The 22,815-nt window shown below is 50.9% G+C and carries 19 protein-coding genes; 5 read left to right on the top strand and 14 right to left on the bottom strand.

The genetic code is table 11. The annotated features are described in order from the left end of the window. Positions 1-31: 31 nt before the first annotated feature. The 5 genes from N8M53_RS04695 to N8M53_RS04675 are packed head-to-tail and all read right to left on the bottom strand — an operon-like array spanning position 32 to position 4,596. Complete coding sequence (locus N8M53_RS04695) at positions 32-991, bottom strand: alpha/beta fold hydrolase (RefSeq protein ID WP_269579654.1); 960 nt, start codon at positions 989-991, stop codon at positions 32-34. A 41-nt stretch (positions 992-1,032) separates the two neighbouring features. Then, complete coding sequence (locus tag N8M53_RS04690) at positions 1,033-1,578, bottom strand: Slp family lipoprotein (protein WP_269579653.1); 546 nt, start codon at positions 1,576-1,578, stop codon at positions 1,033-1,035. A 22-nt stretch (positions 1,579-1,600) separates the two neighbouring features. Beyond that, positions 1,601-1,903 carry a hypothetical protein gene (locus tag N8M53_RS04685; RefSeq protein ID WP_069361426.1) on the bottom strand — a complete coding sequence of 101 codons (303 nt, stop codon included), beginning with the start codon at positions 1,901-1,903 and terminating at the stop codon, positions 1,601-1,603. Positions 1,904-1,935: 32 nt separating this feature from the next. Further along, the gene (tsaB, locus tag N8M53_RS04680; RefSeq protein WP_269579652.1) at positions 1,936-2,631 is read right to left on the bottom strand and encodes a tRNA (adenosine(37)-N6)-threonylcarbamoyltransferase complex dimerization subunit type 1 TsaB; all 696 of its coding nucleotides are present in this window, start codon (positions 2,629-2,631) and stop codon (positions 1,936-1,938) included. Next, the gene (locus N8M53_RS04675) at positions 2,632-4,596 is read right to left on the bottom strand and encodes an ATP-dependent DNA helicase (protein ID WP_269579651.1); all 1,965 of its coding nucleotides are present in this window, start codon (positions 4,594-4,596) and stop codon (positions 2,632-2,634) included. Positions 4,597-4,755: 159 nt separating this feature from the next. Between N8M53_RS04675 and purU the strand changes: the two genes are divergently transcribed. Further along, complete coding sequence (gene purU, locus N8M53_RS04670) at positions 4,756-5,589, top strand: formyltetrahydrofolate deformylase (protein ID WP_269579650.1); 834 nt, start codon at positions 4,756-4,758, stop codon at positions 5,587-5,589. A gap of 43 nt (positions 5,590-5,632) precedes the next feature. Here purU and N8M53_RS04665 read toward each other — a convergent pair whose 3' ends face one another. Further along, positions 5,633-6,178 carry a VOC family protein gene (locus N8M53_RS04665; protein WP_269579649.1) on the bottom strand — a complete coding sequence of 182 codons (546 nt, stop codon included), beginning with the start codon at positions 6,176-6,178 and terminating at the stop codon, positions 5,633-5,635. 314 nt (positions 6,179-6,492) lie between these two features. On the opposite strand from N8M53_RS04665, the gene argS reads away from it, so the two are divergent. After that, on the top strand, positions 6,493-8,223 hold the full coding sequence (argS, locus tag N8M53_RS04660) for an arginine--tRNA ligase (RefSeq protein WP_269579648.1): 1,731 nt from the start codon (positions 6,493-6,495) through the stop codon (positions 8,221-8,223). A 73-nt stretch (positions 8,224-8,296) separates the two neighbouring features. Here the strand turns inward: argS and N8M53_RS04655 are convergent, their stop codons facing one another. Then, positions 8,297-8,902, bottom strand: coding sequence for a DUF924 family protein (locus tag N8M53_RS04655; protein ID WP_269579647.1), 606 nt, complete (start codon positions 8,900-8,902; stop codon positions 8,297-8,299). A gap of 165 nt (positions 8,903-9,067) precedes the next feature. On the opposite strand from N8M53_RS04655, the gene N8M53_RS04650 reads away from it, so the two are divergent. Then, complete coding sequence (locus N8M53_RS04650; RefSeq protein WP_269579646.1) at positions 9,068-9,496, top strand: HIT domain-containing protein; 429 nt, start codon at positions 9,068-9,070, stop codon at positions 9,494-9,496. A gap of 314 nt (positions 9,497-9,810) precedes the next feature. Here the strand turns inward: N8M53_RS04650 and N8M53_RS04645 are convergent, their stop codons facing one another. The 3 genes from N8M53_RS04645 to znuA all read right to left on the bottom strand — a co-directional run bounded on the left by N8M53_RS04645 (position 9,811) and on the right by znuA (position 14,850). Then, on the bottom strand, positions 9,811-12,450 hold the full coding sequence (locus N8M53_RS04645) for an AraC family transcriptional regulator (RefSeq protein WP_269579645.1): 2,640 nt from the start codon (positions 12,448-12,450) through the stop codon (positions 9,811-9,813). Positions 12,451-12,638: 188 nt separating this feature from the next. Next, positions 12,639-13,973, bottom strand: coding sequence for a murein DD-endopeptidase MepM (gene mepM / locus N8M53_RS04640; RefSeq protein WP_269579644.1), 1,335 nt, complete (start codon positions 13,971-13,973; stop codon positions 12,639-12,641). After that, positions 13,957-14,850, bottom strand: coding sequence for a zinc ABC transporter substrate-binding protein ZnuA (gene znuA, locus N8M53_RS04635; RefSeq protein WP_269579643.1), 894 nt, complete (start codon positions 14,848-14,850; stop codon positions 13,957-13,959). Before znuA ends, mepM begins: the two co-directional genes overlap by 17 nt. An 80-nt stretch (positions 14,851-14,930) precedes the next feature. Between znuA and znuC the strand changes: the two genes are divergently transcribed. Further along, entirely contained in the window at positions 14,931-15,695 is a 765-nt protein-coding gene (gene znuC, locus N8M53_RS04630; protein ID WP_269579642.1) for a zinc ABC transporter ATP-binding protein ZnuC, read from the top strand. Next, positions 15,688-16,476, top strand: coding sequence for a zinc ABC transporter permease subunit ZnuB (znuB, locus tag N8M53_RS04625; RefSeq protein ID WP_269579641.1), 789 nt, complete (start codon positions 15,688-15,690; stop codon positions 16,474-16,476). The genes znuC and znuB overlap by 8 nt, the downstream gene beginning before the upstream one ends. Positions 16,477-16,557: 81 nt before the next feature. Here znuB and sucD read toward each other — a convergent pair whose 3' ends face one another. From sucD to sucA, 4 genes are all read right to left on the bottom strand, one after another. Further along, positions 16,558-17,430: a succinate--CoA ligase subunit alpha gene (sucD, locus tag N8M53_RS04620; RefSeq protein ID WP_269579640.1), complete on the bottom strand. Its 873-nt coding sequence runs from the start codon at positions 17,428-17,430 to the stop codon at positions 16,558-16,560. Between the two features lie 2 nt (positions 17,431-17,432). Then, positions 17,433-18,599, bottom strand: a complete 1,167-nt coding sequence (gene sucC, locus N8M53_RS04615; RefSeq protein WP_077770930.1) for an ADP-forming succinate--CoA ligase subunit beta — start codon at positions 18,597-18,599, stop codon at positions 17,433-17,435. A 106-nt stretch (positions 18,600-18,705) separates the two neighbouring features. Continuing rightward, positions 18,706-19,914 (bottom strand): 2-oxoglutarate dehydrogenase complex dihydrolipoyllysine-residue succinyltransferase, encoded by a 1,209-nt coding sequence (gene odhB, locus N8M53_RS04610; protein ID WP_269579639.1) that lies wholly within the window; start codon positions 19,912-19,914, stop codon positions 18,706-18,708. 28 nt (positions 19,915-19,942) lie between these two features. Next, positions 19,943-22,753, bottom strand: coding sequence for a 2-oxoglutarate dehydrogenase E1 component (gene sucA, locus N8M53_RS04605; RefSeq protein ID WP_269579638.1), 2,811 nt, complete (start codon positions 22,751-22,753; stop codon positions 19,943-19,945). Positions 22,754-22,815: the final 62 nt, after the last annotated feature.

The following is a 22,815-nucleotide window of genomic DNA, read 5'->3' as shown; positions in this document are numbered from 1 at the left end:
ATAGCGTTAACATTATTTTTACACGAGCATTTTAAGTGCGCGTTTGAATTTTGGTCACAAAATCCGTTATTAACGACACAGTTTGTTGCGGTTGCTGAAGGTGACAATGATGTGTCCCGGGGATCTCAATGAGTGTCAGTTGCTTAAACCATGTGGCTCGTTGCGCGGCATCGGCAGAGCGCAGCGCAGGATACCCGTCTGTCGCGCGAATCGCCAGCACAGGGCATTCAATCGCTCGAATAATCGACTCTCCATGGCCGGGCGCCATTCGATACAGAGGCTCACCACGAAGCTTGGGATCATGACGCCAACGTACACCATGGCTGCATCGCTCGATCCCTCGTGCAACCAGTGGCATCAATGACTGACAGGCGACTTTATTAATGGACGCGCGCAATTGTAGCGCTTTAATCGCAGAATCAAAGAGACGTGGTGCTTTTTGCGCTGAATTTAAGCGCTGATTGAGACTTTTCGCGATGCGTTCGGTGATTTTGTGTTCAGGTTCAACAATGGGCCCTAGTGCTTCTATCGAGACAACACCCGCGATCGATTCAGGAAAACTGGCTGCATAACAGCTGGCCACTAACCCTCCTAGCGAGTGTCCCACCAATATGAAGGGCCCCCTTTTCTCAGGTTGCGAGCAAGGTGTTTGGTGAAGGACTTGATGCAAGCTGTCTAGATAATCAAAAAACGGGTAATGATAATCCCCGGCTTTATGCTCAGATAAACCATGCCCGGGCCAATCAAACATGAGTAACCCGTAGTCTTGAGGCAACATGGGGATCAGCGAATAGAAACTCGCTAGGTTGTCTTGCCAACCATGTAAAAAAACCAATGTTGGCGCTGCGCCGCTTGCTGAGCGTATTGCCGCTGCCACTGTCACATCATTAAGTCGAATCGAGGTAGGCGTTAAGCCAGACGATAACCCGAGTGCTGCCGGATCAGACGCCAATAATGCCTCGAGTGTCTCCGTCAATTGCGGTGTCATCATCGTCACATTTAAGGGCTAATAAGGTAAGCTAATAAGGTAAGCTAATAAGGTAAGCTAATCACGCTTTGCACCCGTCCCGTGCCAACGCCAATGCGCACTCGGGAGCAGTACAAGCCGTAGCAATAAGGTCTGTCATCATCAACCACATGCTGTTGAATATCCCAAAGCTGATGCCCTTTTACCTTAAGCACAGGATAGTCATAGGAATAATCCCCCACCTTTCCCGCCTGACGGCCCTGAAAGTCGCCCAACACCGTTATCGGCCGGCCTTTGGCATAATCAGCCGGTTCAATAAAGCCAGTAAAAATCGCTTTGAAACGCCCAAGTGACGATGCATCGATATCAGGCCGACCCGCTGTCGACGTTGGCAAGGCCACTATTTCAACCACAGAGTCCTGCTCACGGTTATTCACCCCGACGATCAGGCCCCCAAGGCGTACCTCTTCTCCTTGATTTGCTTGGGTCATTTTCGCGACCACCGGATATTCGGTCACGGGCTGATCCATCCGGCCTTTTAGTGACTCGGGCAAACTTGTACAGCCACTCAGTAGCAACACGCCGCATAAAACAAACAGGTAAGACTTCATATCAGGCTCCTTTCACGCCACATCACACATAGATATCGACGCCCACTAAGTTGATCAGTTCCTCTCGCCTGGCTTGATTTAACACCGCGAAGTAGGAGGCCATCGCTTGACGGCCGCGACCATCCGGCAAATCGTATTGCACGTATTCTTGTTTCGCCTGTTCTGCTTGCGCAATAGCAGCGGGGTCAACACGCTGGCGAACCGCCTTTGCCACTTGCGTTGTCTTGGGCGTTTGTTTGCGCGTGGTTTGAGGCTTTTTTCCCGTGCGTTGGGGGTGGTTAGGCCGGTTTGTCTGTGGGGAGGATACACCGTTAATCGATACCATATTCACGTCCTATGCTGCCGGCCTTATTGTGGTTATTCGCGACCAGGTAGTTTTTTCCAAGTCACTTTATCCCGCAGATACGTCGGGCTTGCGAGCTCTGCAGCAACCGTGTCTCCCGCACGATATGCGTGCTTAGCAATATCCAACATATCTTGTGCCTGAGGATATAACACTTCTGACGATGCCGTCTGCAGTGCCAAATGTGCCGCCAGATCAGGATAGGCTGCCCATCCGGTTCCTGCCAATGTCCATACTCCCTCAGTACACTCAGGGGTGAGTGCTTCCGGAGCGACGACCCTCTCTTCACCGACACCCTGCCATGCGCCAGTGTCAGTCCGCCGATATTGGCCGACATAGAGTTCACTCATACGCGCATCAATCGCCGCCAATACTTGGGTCGCGTTGTGTAGCCGATAGCTTTGTGCTGCCATCGCTTCCAATGTTGAGACACCAATCATGGGCACACCCGCCCCAAACGCTAAACCTTGTGCAATACCGATGCCAATACGCACACCGGTGAAACTTCCTGGCCCGCGGCCAAACGCCAGAGCATCTAACTGCCCCAGCCCAATACCCGCTTCTGCCAACACCTCATCCACCATGGGTAGGATCTTGTTGGTATGCTCACGCGGTGCAATTTCGCTGCGCGTGATAACCTGATCATCACAACACAGTGCGACAGAGCAGTTTTCGGTCGCCGTATCTACGGCCAATATTCGTAGCGTCATTTAACCCTCTATCGGTTGATCTAATAAATGCGAGTGCATCGTGTTGCTGTTGGTGTCACTGCCCGACAAAAAATCGTCAATGTGGTGTAAATCCCGCGTGCGAGGGATCGCCGGCAAGCTGCGCAAAAAGGTTGCGCCGTATGCGCGAGTTACCAATCGGTTGTCACAAATAACCAGTGCACCAAAATCTTGTTGATCCCGAATGAGACGTCCCACCCCTTGCTTTAGGGTGATCACCGCCTCGGGGATCTGTACCTGAGCAAAGGGATCCCCCCCTTGCAGTTTACAATCTTCTATTCGTGCTTTTAATAAAGGATCATCGGGGGAGGCAAACGGGAGTTTATCGATGATCACACAACTGAGCGCTTGCCCACGCACATCAATGCCTTCCCAAAAAGCGCCCGTCGCCACCAGCAACGCATTGCCCAACGACAAATATTCTGCCAATAGGCGCTGCTTGGGCATCTCACCTTGCATGAGCACCGGCAATGACAGCTGTTCACGAAACAAGGCTGACAGCTCGCGTACCATTTGATGTGACGTACACAGGAAAAAGCAACGGCCTTGGTTACGCTCAATCACTGGCCCCAATAATGCGGCAAGTTTGTTGGCACGACGAAAACTATTGGTTTCCGGTACATGACGAGGCACGCAAAGCCTCGCCTGATTGGGATAGTCAAAGGGGCTTTCCAGTGTCATTTGCTGCTTAGCGTCAATTCCTAGGCGGTGGTTAAAGTGCGCAAAGTCCCCTTCAACGGCCAAGGTTGCGGAAGTGAAAATCCAAGCGCCACCCTGTTCGGCCATTTGCTCACGAAAGCGATCGGCAACCGACAAGGGCGTAATGTTGAGGCTAAAGTGATGCCGCGTACATTCGTACCAATAGGAGTACCCAGTAATTGAGGTGTCTTTTAAGCGTGCCAGCCGCGCTTTGAATGAGGTAATCCGATCAAACGCAGCGTCAAGCAATTGACTTCGGCCTAGTGATAGTTTTACCACGTCATGGGCAAGATCGAGGGCGTCGGCTAATCGCACCAACTCTTTCTCTACTGTGGGCGAAGCCTGAAGTTCACGCCAATTACCTCGGTATCCGGGCTCGCCCATCACCAAGCGCATATCCATCGCGGCTTGCGAGAGGCGATCAGCGACCTTTTCCAGTTGACGTGTATCCCGTAACTCCGTGCGATAGGCAATATGAATATCTTTGGCAACATCTTGCAATTGCCGACTGGATAGCGATTGACCAAAATACTGACTGGCGATATCGGGCAGCTGATGCGCTTCATCAAACACCATCACATCTGCTTCTGGGATCAGCTCGCCAAACCCCGTTTCTTTGATAGCAACATCAGCCAAAAATAGGTGATGGTTAACCACCACCACATCGGCATCCATCGCACGACGTCGGGCTTTGACCACATAACAGTCTTCATAGCTTGGACAGTCTTTACCAAGGCAATTGTCATTAGTGGACGTCACCACAGGTATCAGGGGGCTGTCTTCAGCCAGTGCGTCACATTCACTCAGATCCCCCGACTCAGTATACGACGACCACTCGCGAATCTTCACCAGCTGACTCAATTGCCCAGGCTCGCTATCGGGACGATGGCACTCACTAATTTGTCGCTCGAGTCGCTCTGGACACAGGTAATTCACGCGACCTTTCAATAAAGCGGTGGTTCCTGTGTAGCCCAAGGCTGACTTCATCAGCGGTAAATCACGGTGGTAAAGCTGCTCTTGCAGATTTTTCGAGCCGGTGCTGATGATCGCCTTTTTGCCACTTAATAAAACCGGGGCGAGATAGGCATAGGTTTTCCCTGTCCCTGTGCCCGCTTCTACCACAAGCTGGCCTTGGTCACGAATTGTTGCATCAACAGCAATCGCCATATCTGTTTGCGGCTGACGAGGCACAAAACCATCAATCGCTTTAGCCAGCGCGCCAGTGTCTGAGAAAACCTTACGGATCATTGTATAAATACACAGGGGGAAAGCCGCCATTATGCCAAACCCCTCTACGGGATGAAACCACTCCCCTGAGAAACCGATGGCGCATCGTAAAATCACTTTGACCTTACGGCTGAGACAGGGTACAACCGAGGGTTTAGTCATCAGCAGTACACAACCAACATGGAACGAAAAACACTTCTCACGGACTGTCCTGACGCCCAAGGGCTTATCGCGACCATCACCAATATTTGCTACAAACATCAACTCAACATTATTCACAATCGTGAGTATGTCGATAATGTCACTGGGCAGTTTTATATGCGTACTGAGCTGGAGGGGATTTTTAATGATCACACCCTGCTTCTCGACCTTGATCATGCGCTACCACCTGGCAGCCAGCGCCAACTGATTAGCTCGCGCCGCAAACGCGTCGTCATCATGGTCACCAAAGAATCCCACTGCCTCGGTGATATTTTGATGAAAGCCTACGACGGCTCGCTCGAGATTGATATTGCAGCGGTGGTCGGTAACTACGATAAGCTCCAGCCCCTGACCGAGCGCTTTGATATTCCTTTTCATTACGTGAGTCATGAAGGCCTAAGCCGAGAAGATCATGAACAGGCGATGCTGAAAGCCATTCAAGGCCATCAACCTGATTACATTGTGTTGGCAAAATACATGCGAGTACTGACACCTGACTTTGTCGCCCAGTATCCGCATCGCATCATCAATATCCATCACAGCTTTTTGCCTGCCTTTATCGGGGCCCGTCCATACCACCAAGCCTTCGAGCGTGGCGTTAAAATCATTGGCGCGACGGCGCACTTTGTCACTAATGATTTAGATGAGGGACCGATTATTGGCCAAGACGTAATTCATGTTGATCACAGCTTTAGCGCACAAGATATGGCCAAAGCAGGTCGAGATGTAGAAAAGAGCGTACTGAGTCAGGCCATCGAGTCTGTCACCGAGGACCGTGTGTTTGTCCATGGCAACAAAACCGTGATCCTATAGCACGTGACCTTGTGACAAAATACGCTGACCGTGAAGCCTATGATTAAAAATGGGCTTCACTGGCAATGATTTCCGCCAGTGAATACGGGTGAAACTTCACGCTAACACCGCGGTGTTTAAACGCAATGGTTGGGTTAGCTAGGCGCTCTCCCACTCCCTGCGGCTCACTACGTTTGATCGTTACCGCCTCCATGCTAGCCGCGCGCGTCAACAAGCCCGGGAAGCGTGATGTTAGCGCGGCTTCAAGCGCCTCCATAGTTGCCGTTTGGCACGGCACCACAAACTCAACATGTTCCCAGCTTTGAAATGGATAGGTTTTGTGATTGGGAAAAGGCAACTCGACCACATTGGTTTGCCAGTGCCCGATCTGCAATGGCGTCTCTAGCTGGTAAATATGAATAGGACGGGCATTCACGACGGCTTGCGAGAGTCGTTGCCCCCGTTCACCCAAATGTTCGGCCAGCGAATCAGTGAGCGCGCTATCATTGGTACGAATCGCGACGTGATCAAGCTCGAGTTCACGACAGTCGATCGCCAACACTTCCAGCAACTGATTGATTTTATCTGTAAAAGCTGCTTGATCTCGCATCAGGGATGTCCAATTGCTGGCATCATGCATAGTGACCTCTCAAGGTTTTAAGGTACTCGTTGTCTTCCAGTCGCGAAAGATATCAAGGATGAGGTTGAATAACTATTGCCAATGCCTGCTGTTTTATGGGTATCATTAGGGATAATCCGCGTCGATTGACGTCATGGTTCGCAACAATACAGCATCCCGCCAACACTGTGTTTGCACGCTTGGTTACGTGGCAGTGCAGTGTTGGCGGATTCTTGTATTAATAAGCTGGAAGCCCACATAACGGGTCGTTCATAATCAGCCCGGCTAGTAGTAAAGGTAAGCAAGTGAATATTCAAAGTCTTCTTAACGAAAAAGTGTCTGCCGCGATGGTTGCGGCGGGTGCGCCTGAGGGCACACCAGCGGCAGTGCGTCAGTCTGCGAAGCCACAATTTGGTGACTATCAAGCCAATGGTGTGATGGGCGCAGCCAAAAAGCTCGGCACTAACCCCCGTGAATTTGCCCAGAAAGTGTTGGACGCCCTCGATTTAGGTGATGTGGCGAGTAAAACAGAAATTGCGGGCCCTGGCTTTATCAATATCTTTTTGAATGACCAGTGGCTGGCGAAGCAGGCGGATGCCGCGCTATCAGACGCGCGCCTCGGTGTCGAAAAGCAAGACACACAAAACATTGTGGTGGATTACTCCGCCCCCAACGTGGCGAAAGAAATGCACGTTGGCCACCTTCGTTCCACTATCATTGGTGACGCCGTTGTACGCACCCTCGAATTTTTAGGCCACAACGTGACCCGTGCCAATCACCTAGGTGATTGGGGGACACAGTTCGGTATGCTCATTGCCAACCTCGAGTTACATGAATCACGCGGTGACGATGTCTCCATGGAACTGGGGGATATCGAGAACTTCTATCGTGAGTCAAAGGCGCGTTACGATGAAGATGAAGCCTTTGCTGCGACAGCGCGCGACTACGTGGTCCGCCTGCAGCGAGGCGATGCCTATTGCAAAGAAAAATGGGAAAAATTGGTAAAAGTGACGTTGGAGCAAAACCAACGTAACTATGATCGTCTTAATGTTTCATTGAGCAATAAAGATGTGATGGGTGAAAGTCTGTATAACGATATGTTGCCCGGTATTGTTGAAGACTTAAAAGCCAAAGGGATTGCCGTAGAAGATGATGGCGCGCAAGTTGTCTTCCTCGACGAGTACAAAAACAAAGACGGCGAGCCAATGGGTGTGATCATCCAAAAACGTGATGGTGGCTATTTGTACACCACCACGGATATTGCTTGCGCTAAATATCGTTACGAGCAGTTCAATGCCGACCGTGTGCTCTACTTCATTGATTCCCGTCAGCATCAGCACCTGATGCAAGCGTGGACCATTGTGCGTAAAGCGGGCTATGTACCCGATTCGGTCAGCCTTGAGCACCACGCTTTTGGCATGATGCTCGGCAAAGATGGTAAACCCTTTAAGACACGTTCAGGCGGAACTGTTCGTCTTGCTGACTTGCTTGATGAAGCAGAAACACGTGCTAAGGCGCTTATCGCTGAGAAAAACCCTGAGATGGATGCTGAGACGCAGCGAGATATCTCAACCACGGTGGCGATGGCAGCCGTCAAATATGCCGATCTGTCAAAGCATCGTACCACGGACTATATCTTCGACTGGGATCACATGCTGGCCTTCGAGGGCAACACCGCCCCTTACATGCAGTATGCCTACACCCGTGTGGCGTCAGTCTTTGCCAAGTCTGGGGTTGACCGCGATGCACTCGACGGTGAAATGCTGATTGAGCATGAGAAAGAAAAAGCGCTGGTCGCCAAGCTGCTTCAGTTTGAAGAAGCGGTTAAGTCTGTGGCTCGCGAGGGTCAGCCTCACCTGATGTGTAGCTATCTGTTTGAACTGGCTGGTTTGTTCTCAAGCTTCTACGAAGCGTGCCCTATCCTGCTTTCTGAAGGAAACACACGCCAAAGCCGACTGAGAATGGCGGCATTGACTGCCAAAACCATCAAGCAAGGCCTAGATCTGTTAGGTATCAACACGCTAGAACGCATGTAACAAGGTTAGATGCTCCTTGTTGTGCCGATAAGTACAGAAGAAAAGCGCTCACTTTTTGCAAGTGGGCGCTTTTTTATCCCTGACCAAAACGCTGATCCGTTTCGCTAAGCCATAACCGTTCCTCGGGAGTCGATAACCGTCCCATCACCGCATTACGATGAGGAAATCGACCAAAGGTGGTAATAATGTCGTAGTGTTGGCGTGCGTAATCAAAGCATTGCTCGTACCAAGCTGTTGCCTCCCCACTCACTTTCTGACGCAGTTGATCAAACCGAAACAATGCTTCCTCTTGTTCTGCTTCTTCTTCAGCATGCTCTAAGGGGAGATAGAAAAACACCCGTTGAAGCGGGGTTAAGGCTTGGTCGTCACCTTTCGCAAGTCCTGCCTTACACAGCGCTAATGCTAAGGCATCATATCGGTATGCTGCTGCCAAACCGCGGTATAAGTTTCGGGGGAATTGGTCGAGCAAAATAATCAATGCCAAACGCCCCTCTGCGGTCTGGGCCCAGTCATTTAACGCGCCCGCGCCAGCTGCACTAACCCAAGATTGGAACCGCTCGCGAATCGCCTCATCAACGTCTGGACTACCGCCAAACCACCGCGCCTGCAAGGCGGATGAAGGAACCCACTCACTACGCTCGCCGCCAAACCAAAAAGCTAGGACGTCTTGATAGTGCATGCCACCTCCTCTCGCATTCGTCGACACATTTCGCTTTCAACATTGTGTTAAGGGTACTTGCTTTTTATTTATTTGGAGGCGAATCCTCCTACTCGGTGAGGAGTTTGTGACCCAAAAGCAAGTTGTGATGTAAGCTAAGCACTCGCATTGCAATAAGGAGTTTATATGTCCTTTGTTCTCCACTCTCGATTAGCCGCCGATAGCGCTTATGTCGGTGACTTCTCACTTTGTCAGTTGCGCCTTGCGCATGCCGATATTGGTCCATGGCTCTTGCTGATCCCACGTAAGCGGGACATCGAAGAAATTCACCATCTTGACGATACTGAGCAGCAATCGCTGTGGCAAGAGTCGGCCAAAGTAGCGCGCTGTCTTGAACATCTATTTTGCCCTGACAAGCTCAATATCGCCGCGATTGGTAACCTGGTTCCTCAGCTCCATGTCCACCATGTTGCTCGGTTTAAAACAGATCCAGTCTGGCCAAATCCGATTTGGGGCCACCTACAAGTGGGGCATCGTCCTCACGAACAAGCACTACGCCTCATCCACCAGCTGAGAGAGGCACTCGCCGCCAGTGGGTTAGTCGTCAAAGAGTAAATGCACTTCGTTATTTTCGTCAAAATCAAAAGACAGACAGAAATAAGCCATTAATTATCAACACCTTAATTGCATGTCTGTCAAAACGAGGTTGGCGGTTTAGTCATAACGGCTCAAGCTCAAATCACGGTATATTGACGCCACTGGTTACGACAATACACGCCTGACCAGCCCATTTTTTTACCAGGGCGGGTTCCCCGCCCTCGGCAGCAAGCGAAGGTGTCGTTGACACCCGTGGCATGGCTCCCCGGCTATGCCACGTTTTCTTTTCTTTCCTTTTCCATCAAGCACACCATTTTCGCCGGCCACGAACACTAGTCGAGCATATCGGCCATGGTCACTTCGGTCATTGCTTGCCGATAATGCGAAGGGCTAACACCATAATAGCTTTTAAAGCGCTGACTAAAATACGCTGGGTCACGATAACCACATATCTCCGCCACATCGGCAACTGCGTTACCATGTTGTAAAAGTGCAGCCGCATCGCTAAGTCGCTTTTGTGTTACATACGCTGTGACCGTCACACCAAAATACTGTCGACACTTACGTTGCAAATTGCGCTCAGACATCGCTAACGCGCTTGCTACCTGAGCCATTGAAAAGTCAGGATCTTGATACTTGGCCGCGATAACTTTCTCAAACTCGGCTGTCCATCGCTGATTGGCGTGGTCTGAAGCCAGCGCCACCGATGAGGGCGATTCAAATCCGATAGGATATGTAACATCCGAGATTTCATCCAGCGAGTCGGATGTAGGCACGCTCGATGTATCCAGGTGTGAAGCCGATAAATGACGTTGTCTAAGGGCTAATACAACAGCAGAAAGGACTACGCTCACAAAACAGGCTAATACTATGCCATTGATAATATGAGGCAACAGAGGGAGAGAGACAGAGATATCTAACACGGTGTGAGACGCACCATCACGCGGAATGGCAATACGTAATTGATAGTGCCCCCCCACCATATTGGCCAAGGAAATCGTATCGCTGCCGGTTTGCTGCCAAGCAGCCAGTTTGTCAGCCATTGCCTGCCCAGCGTGCTGATAGGGCACGAGCTGGTAATGGACCCGTGTCACTTGTCGCTCTGGTGGCCAACTTCCCCACGCTAAGTGAGCGGGGCTTCGTTCTAGTAAGGTCACCGCTGTTTGTTGTCGAGGGCCAATACGCCAACGCTTATGTTGCTGCCAAACAGCGCCAACCACGACACTGGGCGGTTTACGCAGAGAGAACGCCAATTGGTCAGTATCTATCTGATAGGTATAATCCCCTGCCAGCAGAGTGAGCTGATGGGGTTGGGTCGCGTAGCAGGCCACTTTGTCTGCATCAGATGGAAGGCGAAATGTGCGCACAAACCCTCGCGGGGCAATGTGTACCAATGCTTGGTTACTGTACGCCCATACGCCGTCGCGGTTACCAGTGACACAGTGGAATCGCTCATCGGGTAGCGACAAATAAACCAATGATGCGGCTTCTGCAGCGCTAGGATCGTATTGATATACACCGCGCGCACTGGTGAGCCATAAACGACCTCGTTCATCGGTATACATATCCTGCACAGGCAGTCGGTCTTTTTCCAAAGGTATCGACGTAAAATGCCCCTCTCGGTAACGGGTTAATCCATTCTGATCTCGGATCCAAACACTGCCGCGACCATCATCGTAAAAGCCTAACACCTTACCCGCGTGATGAGTCTGCCATCTCGTGCCATAACTAACTAACGTCTGTGTGTCCGGCCAATAGCGCATCACCTGGTCGTCAACCGATAACCAGATTGTGCCCTCGGCATCAGTATATAGATGCTCAGCGGGCAACGTTGCCAACCGATCGGGCACGGTGATACTTGCCCCTGTTTGCGTGTTGACCCCTTTTATACCTGACGGTGTTGACCACCAAAGGCGCTGAGCGTCTCGGGTGGCACTGAGATATTTACCACTTGCGTCCGGGGTCGACGGTACAGTGCGATCCCCACTTAAATCACGCCAACTGTCTCCCTCTAGCCCCCAAGGGTTACTTTGCGCCATAAAACCATGGGTAAACACGCTGGGAAACGCACGGTGTTGATGCGTGATCCAACGCTGGCCCGGGGCACGATAACGTGTAGCCTGATCGGTTGAAAACCAAATTCCCCCATCAAAATCTCCCCATAAAAACGTGACGTTTCGACCTGCAATTCCCTGATAGCCTGGCTTCCAAACGGGCGTCGCGACACCGTCTAGGGAAAGTCGAAATAATCCCTCATGATTGGCGGCCCACAACCCGCCCGAGCCGACCGTCATTCTTTGGTAGCCTCCACGAGTATTCAACACGTGTTGTGCTTTTACTTGATCGCCCGATAATGCCAGTAGATAAACACGCTTTTCGGTACTGATCCAGGCTCTGTCTTGTTTCGCCGTGATCGCTGTAATCGGCGTAGAAAAGCGTGTCAGTTGACGCACACCCGCGTCACTGAGTTGGTATAAGCTTGTCCCGACCGCAAACAGTCGATGGCCCGCAGTGAACCAAACGTTATCAGCACGCCACGGACCCGTTCGCCACACATGAAAGGCCTTATCTTCCCGTTGATAGACGCTTATCTGACCGCTTTGAATGTGCCATAGCGTATTATTGATCGTCGCCAGCCGAGGCGATTGGGGGGAACGAGGCGCATGCTCAGCGCGTGTCTGTGCAACGGCATCGGGCAATGGGAAAGCGGTAAGCGTATTGGTACTAGGTTGGAAACGATAAACATGTTGCCTCCCTGCCATCCAAAGCGCTTGGTGAGCATAAGCAATGGTCAAGATCTTTTCATCAGGCAACGTCAGGGCATCGTTGAGTGGATGGCGCTGATGGCCATCAAAAAAGTGAATGCGCCCTTGGTTATCCAACAGCCACATACCACCAGATGACTGCACCGCCACATCGCGAACATCACCTAGGCCATTAAGACCGCCGTATGATTGAAACGATGTGAGCAAGGGATCATGCGCCTGCAAAGGTAGGCAAGGAAAGATGAGAGCCAGCCATAACAAACAGAGACATCGGCGTTTCATGTACGAGAAGAGAGACAGGTTGCAGGATTCAGTTGCGTAGTGTCCTGCGACCTGCCTCTAAATAAAACCCTGCAACCCTAAATGTGAGCTAGGCCTCACATAATTGATACCCATTACCCATTTAATCGCTGCGCCAACGCCTGATGTGCACGTTTAGCTTGACGCTGGAACGCATTACGCTCACCACTAGGCACAGGGTGCGCTTCAGGCAGCGGCACCTTCATCGCATTGACCGGGTGACCATATTTGAGCAATTCAAAATGAAGATGAGGCCCTGTCGAACGACCGGTATTACCACTTAATCCGATTCTCTGTCCCATCGACACATGATCGCCCGGCTTCACTAAAATCCGGTTTAAATGTAAGTATCGCGTTGAATACTCTCGTCCATGCTTTATCACCACGTAATTACCCGCTAACCGATGTTTGCGCGCTTTGACGACAACACCATCACCGGCAGCCAATACTGAGGTGCCGATTGGCGTCGCGAAGTCAGTACCATTGTGCGGTGAAATACGCCCTGTGATCGGGTGTTTACGATGTGGGTTAAACGATGAGCTAATACGATAGCGCTTGGCGGTAGGATAACGACGGAGCGCGCGGTCAAGGCTTTGCCCTTTCTGATCATAAAAGCGTCCATCATTATGGCGATAAACAAAAATGTCTCGACCTCCCGATTTGTAGAGCATGGCCGTGACCTTACCCGATGACACGGGTTTATTGTCAATAAACTCTCTGTTTACTTGTACCGCAAATTGGTCGCCGCGACGAGATTGACGCCCGAAGTCAAACCGCCACTGTAGTGCTGAGACCAGATTTTGAATCTGATTAGGGGTGAGTCCAGCTTGGCGCGCCTGCTGATAAAAGCTACTGTTCACCCGTCCAATCAAAGTCACACTCTCAAACTCGCCTTTGGTTTCCAAACGCTGATAGTCAACAGTGCCTTGTTCGAACTGGTAATAGTCGCGATATTTAATCGATTGATAAGCGGTGAACGTCAGCAGTCGACCTTCTTCGTCAACTTGCCATTCCATTTTTTGTCCGCGGCGAATATCGCCGGCTTTATCGTTCACATCCAGCATTTGGTAGAGCTGGCCGATAGCGAGACCATACTGTGAGAAGATCTCACCGAGTGTATCCCCTGCCGCGACGGTGTGGTGATGGACACGCGGCGCCTCAGATGTGATGTCTTGCTCGAGCGCGTCTTCAGGCACACTCAAGGCAGGATCGTTTGCATCCATGCCTTGCTCAATCGGTTCACTGTGATCCACTGTCGCCGGTGCTTGGCGTTGATTGACCGCCGGCAACGATTGCCGCTCTTTGGGAGAAAAAGGATGGGGCTGCCACATCAGGGCAGCGCCAACCAAAAGAGATAATGACGCAAGGGCCAGCTTGTGCTGGCGAGGAAGTCTGGCTGTCACAGCGAGCCAGTTAGTCAGTAGTTTCATGCTTTAAACAACGTGTGAAACGATTTCCTAAATCTTTTAAAAACACCTGATAGCTATCAGGTGCTACCGGAATTGATGTCGCCAATGGATCCAAAGCAAGCACATTGACGTCATTATGTCGTGTCACAGCATCAATCAGTGCGGGATTAAACTGCGGCTCAGTGAAGATACAGGTCGCATCATGATTAAGCAAACCTCGGCGAATCGTCACCAGGGTTTTCGCCCCAGGCTTTTGACTTGGATCAACCGTAAAATGTCCCGTTTTTTCGAGGCCAAACGCATCCTCAAAATAACCATAGGCATCATGAAAGACGAAATATCCTGATTGAATACGGGTGGCGAGGTCTTGCTGAATCTCGGCAACGGTTTGATCGAGCTTGTCATTAAAGCGAGCCAGGTTGGCCTGGTATAGCTCTGCTTTACCGGGAGCGGCTTCAATCAGTGCCTCTGTAATGGCTTGTGCCGCCACTCGAGTCGTTTCTGGCCCCAGCCAAAGGTGCGGGTCAATATTATGCTCGCCATGATCGTGTCCATGATGATGGTGACCACCATCAAAATGGCGCAAAGGCATATTCTCGACTTGCGTCAAGGTCAATACCGACGGTTTATCCGCCAAAAGCTTGGAGAGAAACAACTCTAGTTCGGGTCCCACCCAAATCGTCACATCCGCTTGATTTAAACCGCGTATGTCCGATGGCTTTAGGGCATAGCTATGCGGTGACGCCCCCGGCGGCAACAATACATCCACGCTGTCGTCTTGAGTCACAAGCCCAGCCGCGATCAGCTGTAATGGCTTAACCGATGTCATTACCGACGTGGCATGCGCGGGCAATGCCAATAGTAGTGCAATAAATACCCCAATAATACGCGCCGTCATCTTTCCTCTCATTCTTATGTTTTCTCATTGGCGATAAATGTTATAATATAACAATTCCAATTCACAATGCTTTTTTCACTATGACTGATTCGCTAGTCTCGCTCGATGCGGTGACGGTGACCTTCAATGGCCGCCATGTGCTGGATAAGGTTTCAATGCAACTAAAGCGTGGGCAAATCACCACGCTAATCGGCCCCAATGGCGCAGGGAAATCGACGCTTGTTAAAGCACTGATCGGTTTAGTTAAGCCGAGCGCCGGCACAGTACAAATAGCCCGAGACGTAAAAATCGGTTATGTGCCTCAGAAGTTGCAGTTAAATCAAACTCTGCCACTAACGGTTGATCGCTTTATTCGTCTGGGAACGCGCTATACTAATGCACAAATTAGCCACGCCCTACAAACGGTCAATGCCGAATCCTTACAATATGCGAATATGCATACCCTGTCCGGCGGTGAAACCCAACGCGTGTTGCTCGCAAGGGCTATTTTAAAGCACCCAGATGTCCTGGTACTGGATGAGCCAGTGCAAGGCGTCGATGTCAGTGGTCAGCTAGAAATGTATAGCCTGATTAGTCAACTACGTGACAGCCTAGGTTGCGCAGTGCTCATGGTCTCACATGATTTGCATTTAGTGATGGCCAAAACTGATGAAGTGATTTGTTTGCAGCATCATGTCTGCTGCTCGGGTGAACCCGATGCCATCTCGCAGCACCCATCTTATGTGGCGATGTTTGGTCGTCAAACCAGTGAGCAACTGGCGCTCTACCATCACCACCATCATCATAAACATGATCTTGCAGGGCAACCTGTAAGCTGCGAACACCAAGAGCACCATCATGATTGAGTTCTTATTGGCCCCTATTATGGGCGGCTTGTTGATCGCTGCCATTGCCGGCCCTTTGGGCTCATTTGTGGTCTGGCGACGTATGGCCTACTTTGGCGACACACTGGCTCACGCCTCACTACTCGGTTTAGCGTTAGGGTTTCTGTTGCAAATCGATTTAAACCTCGCCCTTGTGATCACCTGCTTACTCTTGGCGGTTTTATTGGTGGGACTACAGCGTCAGCACTTGGTCTCAACCGATACCCTGTTAGGCATATTGGCTCACAGTGCCCTATCTTTGGGGCTAGTGTCGGTGAGCTTTTTAGATAACATGCGCGTCGACCTGATGGCCTATTTGTTTGGCGATCTGTTGGCGGTCTCGTTTGCTGATCTTACATGGTTGGCGATCGGTGCCTGCCTAACACTTGGCCTGTTGGCGTACTACTGGGAACAACTGCTATCGATGACCGTCAGCGAAGAGCTTGCCAAGGTGGAAGGCATTGCAGTAGACAAACTGCGGCTGTTATTGATGCTACTGATTGGTTTGGTCATTGCGCTGGCAATGAAATTTGTCGGGGCATTAATTATTACCTCTATGCTAATCATTCCCGCGGCAACGGCACGGCGCATCGCCTCAACACCAGAGCAAATGGCCTCGTTTGCTAGCCTCATTGGGATGGCTGCGGTGATGCTAGGCATGGCAGGCTCTTGGTTTTATGATACACCCGCTGGCCCATCTGTGGTGGTTGCGGCAGCCAGTGTCTTTATGTTGGCGCAGTTATTGCCGAATCGATCGCACTAAGCCCTAACCACTTAATATGTTTTTTATATCAAAAAGCCGCTCATATGAGCGGCTTTTGTTTATGCGATTACCTTGTCTGGCTTACCAGCTTGTTTTCTCGCGCAATGCTTTACCAATATCAGCCAGGCTTTTAACCGTCGTGACACCCGCTGCTTCAAGGGCAGCAAATTTATCGTCAGCGGTCCCTTTACCACCTGAGATAATCGCCCCCGCGTGCCCCATGCGTTTACCTGGAGGCGCGGTCACACCCGCAATATAAGCCACAACGGGTTTTGTGACATTGGCTTTGATATAAGCCGCCGCCTCTTCTTCAGCGGTGCCCCCAATCTCACCAATCATCACGATCGCTTCTGTCGATGGATCCTTTTCGAACATCTCCAAAATGTCGATAAAGTTAGACCCTGGAATAGGATCGCCACCAATACCAACACAAGTAGATTGGCCAAAACCTTCGTCAGTGGTTTGTTTGACTGCTTCATACGTCAATGTGCCTGAACGTGACACAATGCCCACTTTGCCAGACTGATGAATATGCCCCGGCATAATGCCGATTTTAGACTCATCCGGCGTGATAACACCTGGACAGTTAGGCCCAATCATACGCACGCCTGCTTGGTCCAGCTTCACTTTTACTTCCAGCATATCCAGAGTTGGGATACCTTCCGTAATACATACAATCAGCTCAATACCCGCATCGATCGCTTCTAAGATAGCGTCTTTACAAAATGGCGCTGGCACATAAATCACCGAGGCCGTCGCGCCAGTTGCGTCAACCGCTTCAGCCACCGTGTTGAACACAGGCAAACCTAGATGCGTGGTACCGCCCTTACCAGGTGATACACCGCCGACCATTTGTGTTCCATACTCAATAGCTTGCTCTGAGTGGAAGGTACCTTGTCCACCCGTAAACCCTTGGCAGATTACTTTGGTATCTTTATTAATCAGCACTGACATTGTTATTTACCCTCCGCGGCAGCAACGACTTTTTGAGCGGCTTCGGTTAGCGATGTTGCCGCAATGATATTCAAACCACTATCGGCCAGTTTCTTGGCACCTACATCAGCATTATTTCCCTCGAGGCGGACGACCACTGGAACTTTAACGCCAACTTCTTCGACTGCGCCAATAATGCCATCTGCGATCAAGTCGCAGCGCACGATACCGCCGAAGATATTCACCAAGACAGCCTTTACGTTGCTGTCAGACAGAATGATTTTAAACGCTTCTGTTACACGCTCTTTGGTCGCGCCGCCACCCACATCGAGGAAGTTGGCCGGACTGCCACCGTGCAAATTAACAATGTCCATGGTGCCCATTGCAAGGCCCGCACCGTTAACCATGCAGCCAATATTGCCATCGAGCGCAACATAGTTGAGTTCCCACTGTGCGGCGTGCGCTTCACGCTCGTCTTCTTGGCTGGGGTCATGCATTGCTCGAACTTTTGGCTGGCGGTAAACAGCGTTGCTATCAATCGCCAATTTAGCGTCCAAACAGTGCAGGTTGCCTTGGTCAGTGATCACTAACGGATTAACTTCGACCAGAGCAACATCTTTGTCCAAAAACAACTGGCCGATGCCAACGAAGATCTTGGTGAACTGCTTGATTTGTTCGCCTTCTAGACCCAGCTTAAACGCCAGTTGACGGCCTTGGTATGGCTGAGGCCCAACGAGCGGATCAATCGATGCTTTATGGATAAGCTCAGGGGTTTCTTCCGCCACCTTCTCGATTTCAACACCGCCTTCCGTCGACGCCATGAAGACAACACGACGAGAACCGCGATCGACAACGGCACCCAGATAAAGCTCTTTGGCAATATCCGTGCATGATTCAACCAAAATTTTGCTTACTGGCTGACCGTTTTCGTCGGTTTGAAAGGTAACCAGGTTTTTACCTAGCCATTGTTGCGCAAACTCGCGGATTTCTTCTTTGGAGTTGGCTAGTTTTACGCCACCCGCTTTACCACGGCCACCTGCGTGGACTTGGCATTTTACTACCCATTTGTTTCCGCCAATTTTATCGGCTGCTTCAGCAGCTTCTTGTGGAGTATCGCAAGCATAGCCCTCTGAAACTGGTAGACCATATTCAGCGAACAGCTGCTTTGACTGATATTCGTGCAGATTCATGATGTTCTATCCGTGTTAGTGTCCATTATTGTGTATTTGTGCTTTCCAAATGAGGGGACCTCCGTCCCCTCAAAATGACCGCCCCCGCCAACACGAGGGAAAGCCATTAAACGTCCAGAAGCAGACGTGTTGGGTCTTCTAGAAGTTCTTTGATGGTCACCAAGAAGCCTACTGACTCACGACCGTCAATCAAACGGTGATCATAAGAAAGCGCCAGGTACATCATCGGCAAGATTTCTACCTTGCCATCCACCGCCATCGGGCGGTCTTGGATCTTGTGCATGCCGAGAATGGCCGCTTGAGGTGGGTTAATGATCGGTGTTGACATCAATGAGCCAAATACACCGCCATTAGTTAGGGTAAAGTTACCGCCTGTCAGTTCATCAACGGTAAGCTTCCCATCACGACCTTTGATCGCCAGCTCGCGAATGCCCTTTTCAATGTCCGCAAAGCCTAGTTTGTCGCAGTCGCGAAGCACAGGCGTCACCAGACCACGCGGTGTGGATACGGCCATGCTGACATCGAAATAGTTATGATAAACGATGTCATCACCGTCGATGGACGCATTAACCTCTGGGTAACGTTTCAAGGCCTCTACGACCGCTTTCACATAGAAAGACATAAAGCCGAGGCGGATGTCATGACGCTCTTCGAAGCTGTCACGATATTGCTTGCGCAGATCCATGATGGGCTTCATATTCACTTCATTGAACGTAGTGAGCATCGCAGTGCTATTTTTCGCCTCTAACAAGCGCTCAGCAACACGTTTACGCAAGCGCGTCATCGGCACACGCTTCTCACCGCGTTCAGCCACGGGTGGCACATCTTGGCTTTGTGCTTTTTGCTCACCCTGCTCAGGCTGACTCTTAAGGTGTGCTTCAACATCTTCTCGCGTGATGCGTCCACCCACACCTGTGCCTTTCACTGCGTCAGCAGAGAGGTCATGCTCCGCAAGCAGACGGCGCACGGCTGGGCTTAATGCATCATTCGTCTCCTCCTCAAGAGAAGCCGTATGACGCTTGTCCGGTGAGGACTCTGATTGCGCCGGGACATCTTTGGTTGGCTCGCCTGCGACGGCACCTTCTTTAATTTTCGCAATAGCTTGTTTCGCTAATACGGTTGACCCTTCATCTTCAATGATGGATTCCAGCACCCCATCAGCGGGGGCAGGCACTTCCAGCACGACCTTATCTGTTTCAATATCAACCAGTACTTCGTCACGGGTTACCGAGTCACCTGGCTGTTTGTGCCATGTGGCAATGGTTGCGTCAGCCACAGATTCGGGTAAATCGGGAACCAGAATTTCGATTGTCATATCGTATTTATCCTTAATGTTCTAGTTCTTACTTTAGGGTCAGAGCGTCTTGAACTAACGCTTTTTGTTGTTTCTGGTGTACAGACATATAACCTACCGCTGGTGATGCCGATGCCGAGCGTCCGGCATAGGTTAACGTGGCATCTTTGGGTAAGGCTGCACGGAAGTTGTGCTGGCTGCTGTACCAAGCCCCTTGGTTTTGTGGCTCTTCTTGGCACCAAACAAAGTCTTTCGCATTGCTATAAGGCGCAATCGCGTCTTTAACCGCATCCAGAGGGAATGGATAAAGCTGCTCAATACGGATAATGGCAACATCATCAATTTCTTGCTCTCGGCGTGCTTGTAGCAAATCATAATAGACTTTGCCCGAGCACATCACGACGCGTTTCACTTTGCTTGGCTCAAGGTCATCCATCTCGCCAATGGCAGGCATGAAGTCACCATCGGTCAGATCTTCCAAGTTAGACACACACAACGGGTGACGTAACAGCGATTTTGGTGACATAACGATCAAAGGACGACGCATGGGGCGCACCACTTGCCGGCGCAACATGTGATAAACCTGCGCAGGGCTTGAAGGCACCACAACTTGCATGTTTTGCTCAGCACACAGTTGCAGATATCGCTCTAAACGTGCTGACGAGTGCTCGGGGCCCTGCCCTTCATAGCCATGCGGCAACAGCATGGTCAGGCCGCACATCCGGCGCCATTTTTGTTCACCAGAGCTGATGAACTGATCAATCACCACTTGCGCACCATTGCCGAAGTCACCAAATTGTGCTTCCCACACGGTTAAACCGCCTGGCTCAGCGGTGGCGTAGCCGTACTCAAACGCCAGTACCGCTTCTTCCGATAATACGGAATCGAAGATCTCGAATGGTCCTTGTTTGTCATGGATATTCGCAAGTGGCAAATACGTGCTGCCATCTTCTTGGTTGTGAAGCACCGCATGACGGTGGAAGAAGGTGCCGCGGCCTGAGTCTTGACCGGTAATGCGGATACGTTTGCCATCATCAACCAAGGTGGCATAAGCCAAGGTTTCTGCCATCCCCCAATCAACCATCTTTTCGCCTTCTACCATCGCTTTGCGATCTTTGTAGAGCTTGGCAACACGGCTGTGGAGTTTATGGCTATCCGGCAACTGGCAAATGCGATGGCCCAGCTCTTTCAGGCGCTTCGCATCGAACTTATTCGCCCACTCTACCGTCCAATCGTGGCCTAGATAGGGCGTCCAGTCGACAGAATGTAACACCATTGGGCGCCACTCTTTCACCACACACTCACCACTATCAAGAAGATCACGATACTCATTGATCATCTCAGTGGCTTTTTCGAGGTTCGCAACGCCTTGTTGATCCAGTACATCGGCATAAAGCTTACGCGGAGTAGGATGCTTTTTGATCTTTTGGTACATCATCGGCTGAGTCGCGTTGGGCTCATCCGCTTCGTTGTGGCCGTGGCGACGGTAACAAACCAAGTCAATGACCACATCACGCTTAAACTCATTGCGAAAATCGAGCGCCAAGCGCGATACAAAGGCAACCGCCTCAGGATCGTCCGCATTCACATGGAAAATCGGTGCCTGCACCATCTTGGCGATGTCAGTACAGTATTGCGTCGAGCGCGAGTCAGCTGGGTTTGACGTGGTAAAACCGATTTGGTTATTGACCACGATGCGCACGGTGCCGCCGACTTGGAAGCCTCGCGCCTGAGACATATTAAAGGTCTCTTGAACCACCCCTTGGCCCGCAATAGAGGCATCACCATGAATGGTGATCGGCAGCACACTTGACCCTGTATTATCTTCCAAACGGTCTTGACGAGCACGTACTGACCCCATCACCACTGGATTGACAATTTCAAGGTGCGATGGGTTAAACGCCAAGGCAAGATGCACATCACCGCCCGGTGTCGCGAAGTCAGATGAAAAACCCTGGTGATACTTCACATCGCCAGTGCCCCAACTCTCGTCTTGCTTACCCGCAAACTCATCGAACAGCTCAGAAGGTTTTTTACCTAGCACATTAACCAGCACGTTGAGGCGGCCACGGTGAGCCATCCCCACAACTACTTCTCTTGCGCCTTCGCTACCTGCGTGGCGAATCAGCTCTTTGAGCATCGGGATCAGAGAGTCCCCACCTTCAAGAGAGAATCGCTTGGCACCTGGGAACTTGGCGCCCAGATAGCGCTCAAGCCCCTCGGCCGCTGTCAGCTCTTCCAAAAAGGTCAGTTTCTCTTGCTCGGTAAACTGCGGCTGACCAACCACAGACTCCAAACGACCTTGGATCCAACGTTTTTCTTCGGTATCGGTGATGTGCATGTATTCAGCACCGATAGACCCACAGTAGGTCTTTTCCAGTGCATCATACAGCTCACCCAATTGCATACTGTCTTTGCCAATCGCAAATGAGCCGACATTGAAGGTTTCGTTGAAATCCTGCTCATTGAGAGAGTGAAAAGCAGGCGACAGATCAGGTACAGGTTTACGTTTCCATAATCCGAGAGGATCTAGGCTGGCCTGTTGGTGGCCGCGGAAACGGAAAGCATTGATAAGTTGGAGAACTTTAACTTGTTTCGCGTCTACGTCTGGATCATTGACTGAAGCACTTGCACGCGATGTATCGGTAGCTAAGCGTCGAAAGTAATCACGAACACGAGAGTGGGGTTGTTCTACCGCGGTGTCACTCACCACTGGTAGCTGGTCGAAGACCGCTCTCCATTCTTGATCAACTAACTCCGGGTCACTGAGGTACATTTCGTAGAGATCTTCTACGTACGTTGCATTGGCGCCAGCCAAATGAGAAGACTCTATCCAAGCCTTCATCACGCCATTTTGCATTGTTATCCCTTAACCACTAGTTATTTATCCAAACACCGGTCTGAGGCCGGGTTACCTGTTAT

This window comes from Salinivibrio kushneri (assembly GCF_027286325.1).
GTDB classification, from domain to species: domain Bacteria; phylum Pseudomonadota; class Gammaproteobacteria; order Enterobacterales; family Vibrionaceae; genus Salinivibrio; species Salinivibrio kushneri_A.
Note: the sequence above shows the minus strand (reverse complement) of the source record. Positions and strands in the feature narration are given on the sequence as shown.

Coding starts and splice junctions, on each gene's coding strand:
- N8M53_RS04695 (WP_269579654.1), bottom strand. CDS start 991: ATGATGACACCGCAATTGACGGAGACACTCGAGGCATTATTGGCGTCT.
- N8M53_RS04690 (WP_269579653.1), bottom strand. CDS start 1,578: ATGAAGTCTTACCTGTTTGTTTTATGCGGCGTGTTGCTACTGAGTGGC.
- N8M53_RS04685 (WP_069361426.1), bottom strand. CDS start 1,903: ATGGTATCGATTAACGGTGTATCCTCCCCACAGACAAACCGGCCTAAC.
- tsaB (WP_269579652.1), bottom strand. CDS start 2,631: ATGACGCTACGAATATTGGCCGTAGATACGGCGACCGAAAACTGCTCT.
- N8M53_RS04675 (WP_269579651.1), bottom strand. CDS start 4,596: ATGATCCGTAAGGTTTTCTCAGACACTGGCGCGCTGGCTAAAGCGATT.
- purU (WP_269579650.1), top strand. CDS start 4,756: ATGGAACGAAAAACACTTCTCACGGACTGTCCTGACGCCCAAGGGCTT.
- N8M53_RS04665 (WP_269579649.1), bottom strand. CDS start 6,178: ATGCGAGATCAAGCAGCTTTTACAGATAAAATCAATCAGTTGCTGGAA.
- N8M53_RS04655 (WP_269579647.1), bottom strand. CDS start 8,902: ATGCACTATCAAGACGTCCTAGCTTTTTGGTTTGGCGGCGAGCGTAGT.
- N8M53_RS04650 (WP_269579646.1), top strand. CDS start 9,068: ATGTCCTTTGTTCTCCACTCTCGATTAGCCGCCGATAGCGCTTATGTC.
- mepM (WP_269579644.1), bottom strand. CDS start 13,973: ATGAAACTACTGACTAACTGGCTCGCTGTGACAGCCAGACTTCCTCGC.
- znuA (WP_269579643.1), bottom strand. CDS start 14,850: ATGACGGCGCGTATTATTGGGGTATTTATTGCACTACTATTGGCATTG.
- znuC (WP_269579642.1), top strand. CDS start 14,931: ATGACTGATTCGCTAGTCTCGCTCGATGCGGTGACGGTGACCTTCAAT.
- znuB (WP_269579641.1), top strand. CDS start 15,688: ATGATTGAGTTCTTATTGGCCCCTATTATGGGCGGCTTGTTGATCGCT.
- sucD (WP_269579640.1), bottom strand. CDS start 17,430: ATGTCAGTGCTGATTAATAAAGATACCAAAGTAATCTGCCAAGGGTTT.
- sucC (WP_077770930.1), bottom strand. CDS start 18,599: ATGAATCTGCACGAATATCAGTCAAAGCAGCTGTTCGCTGAATATGGT.
- odhB (WP_269579639.1), bottom strand. CDS start 19,914: ATGACAATCGAAATTCTGGTTCCCGATTTACCCGAATCTGTGGCTGAC.
- sucA (WP_269579638.1), bottom strand. CDS start 22,753: ATGCAAAATGGCGTGATGAAGGCTTGGATAGAGTCTTCTCATTTGGCT.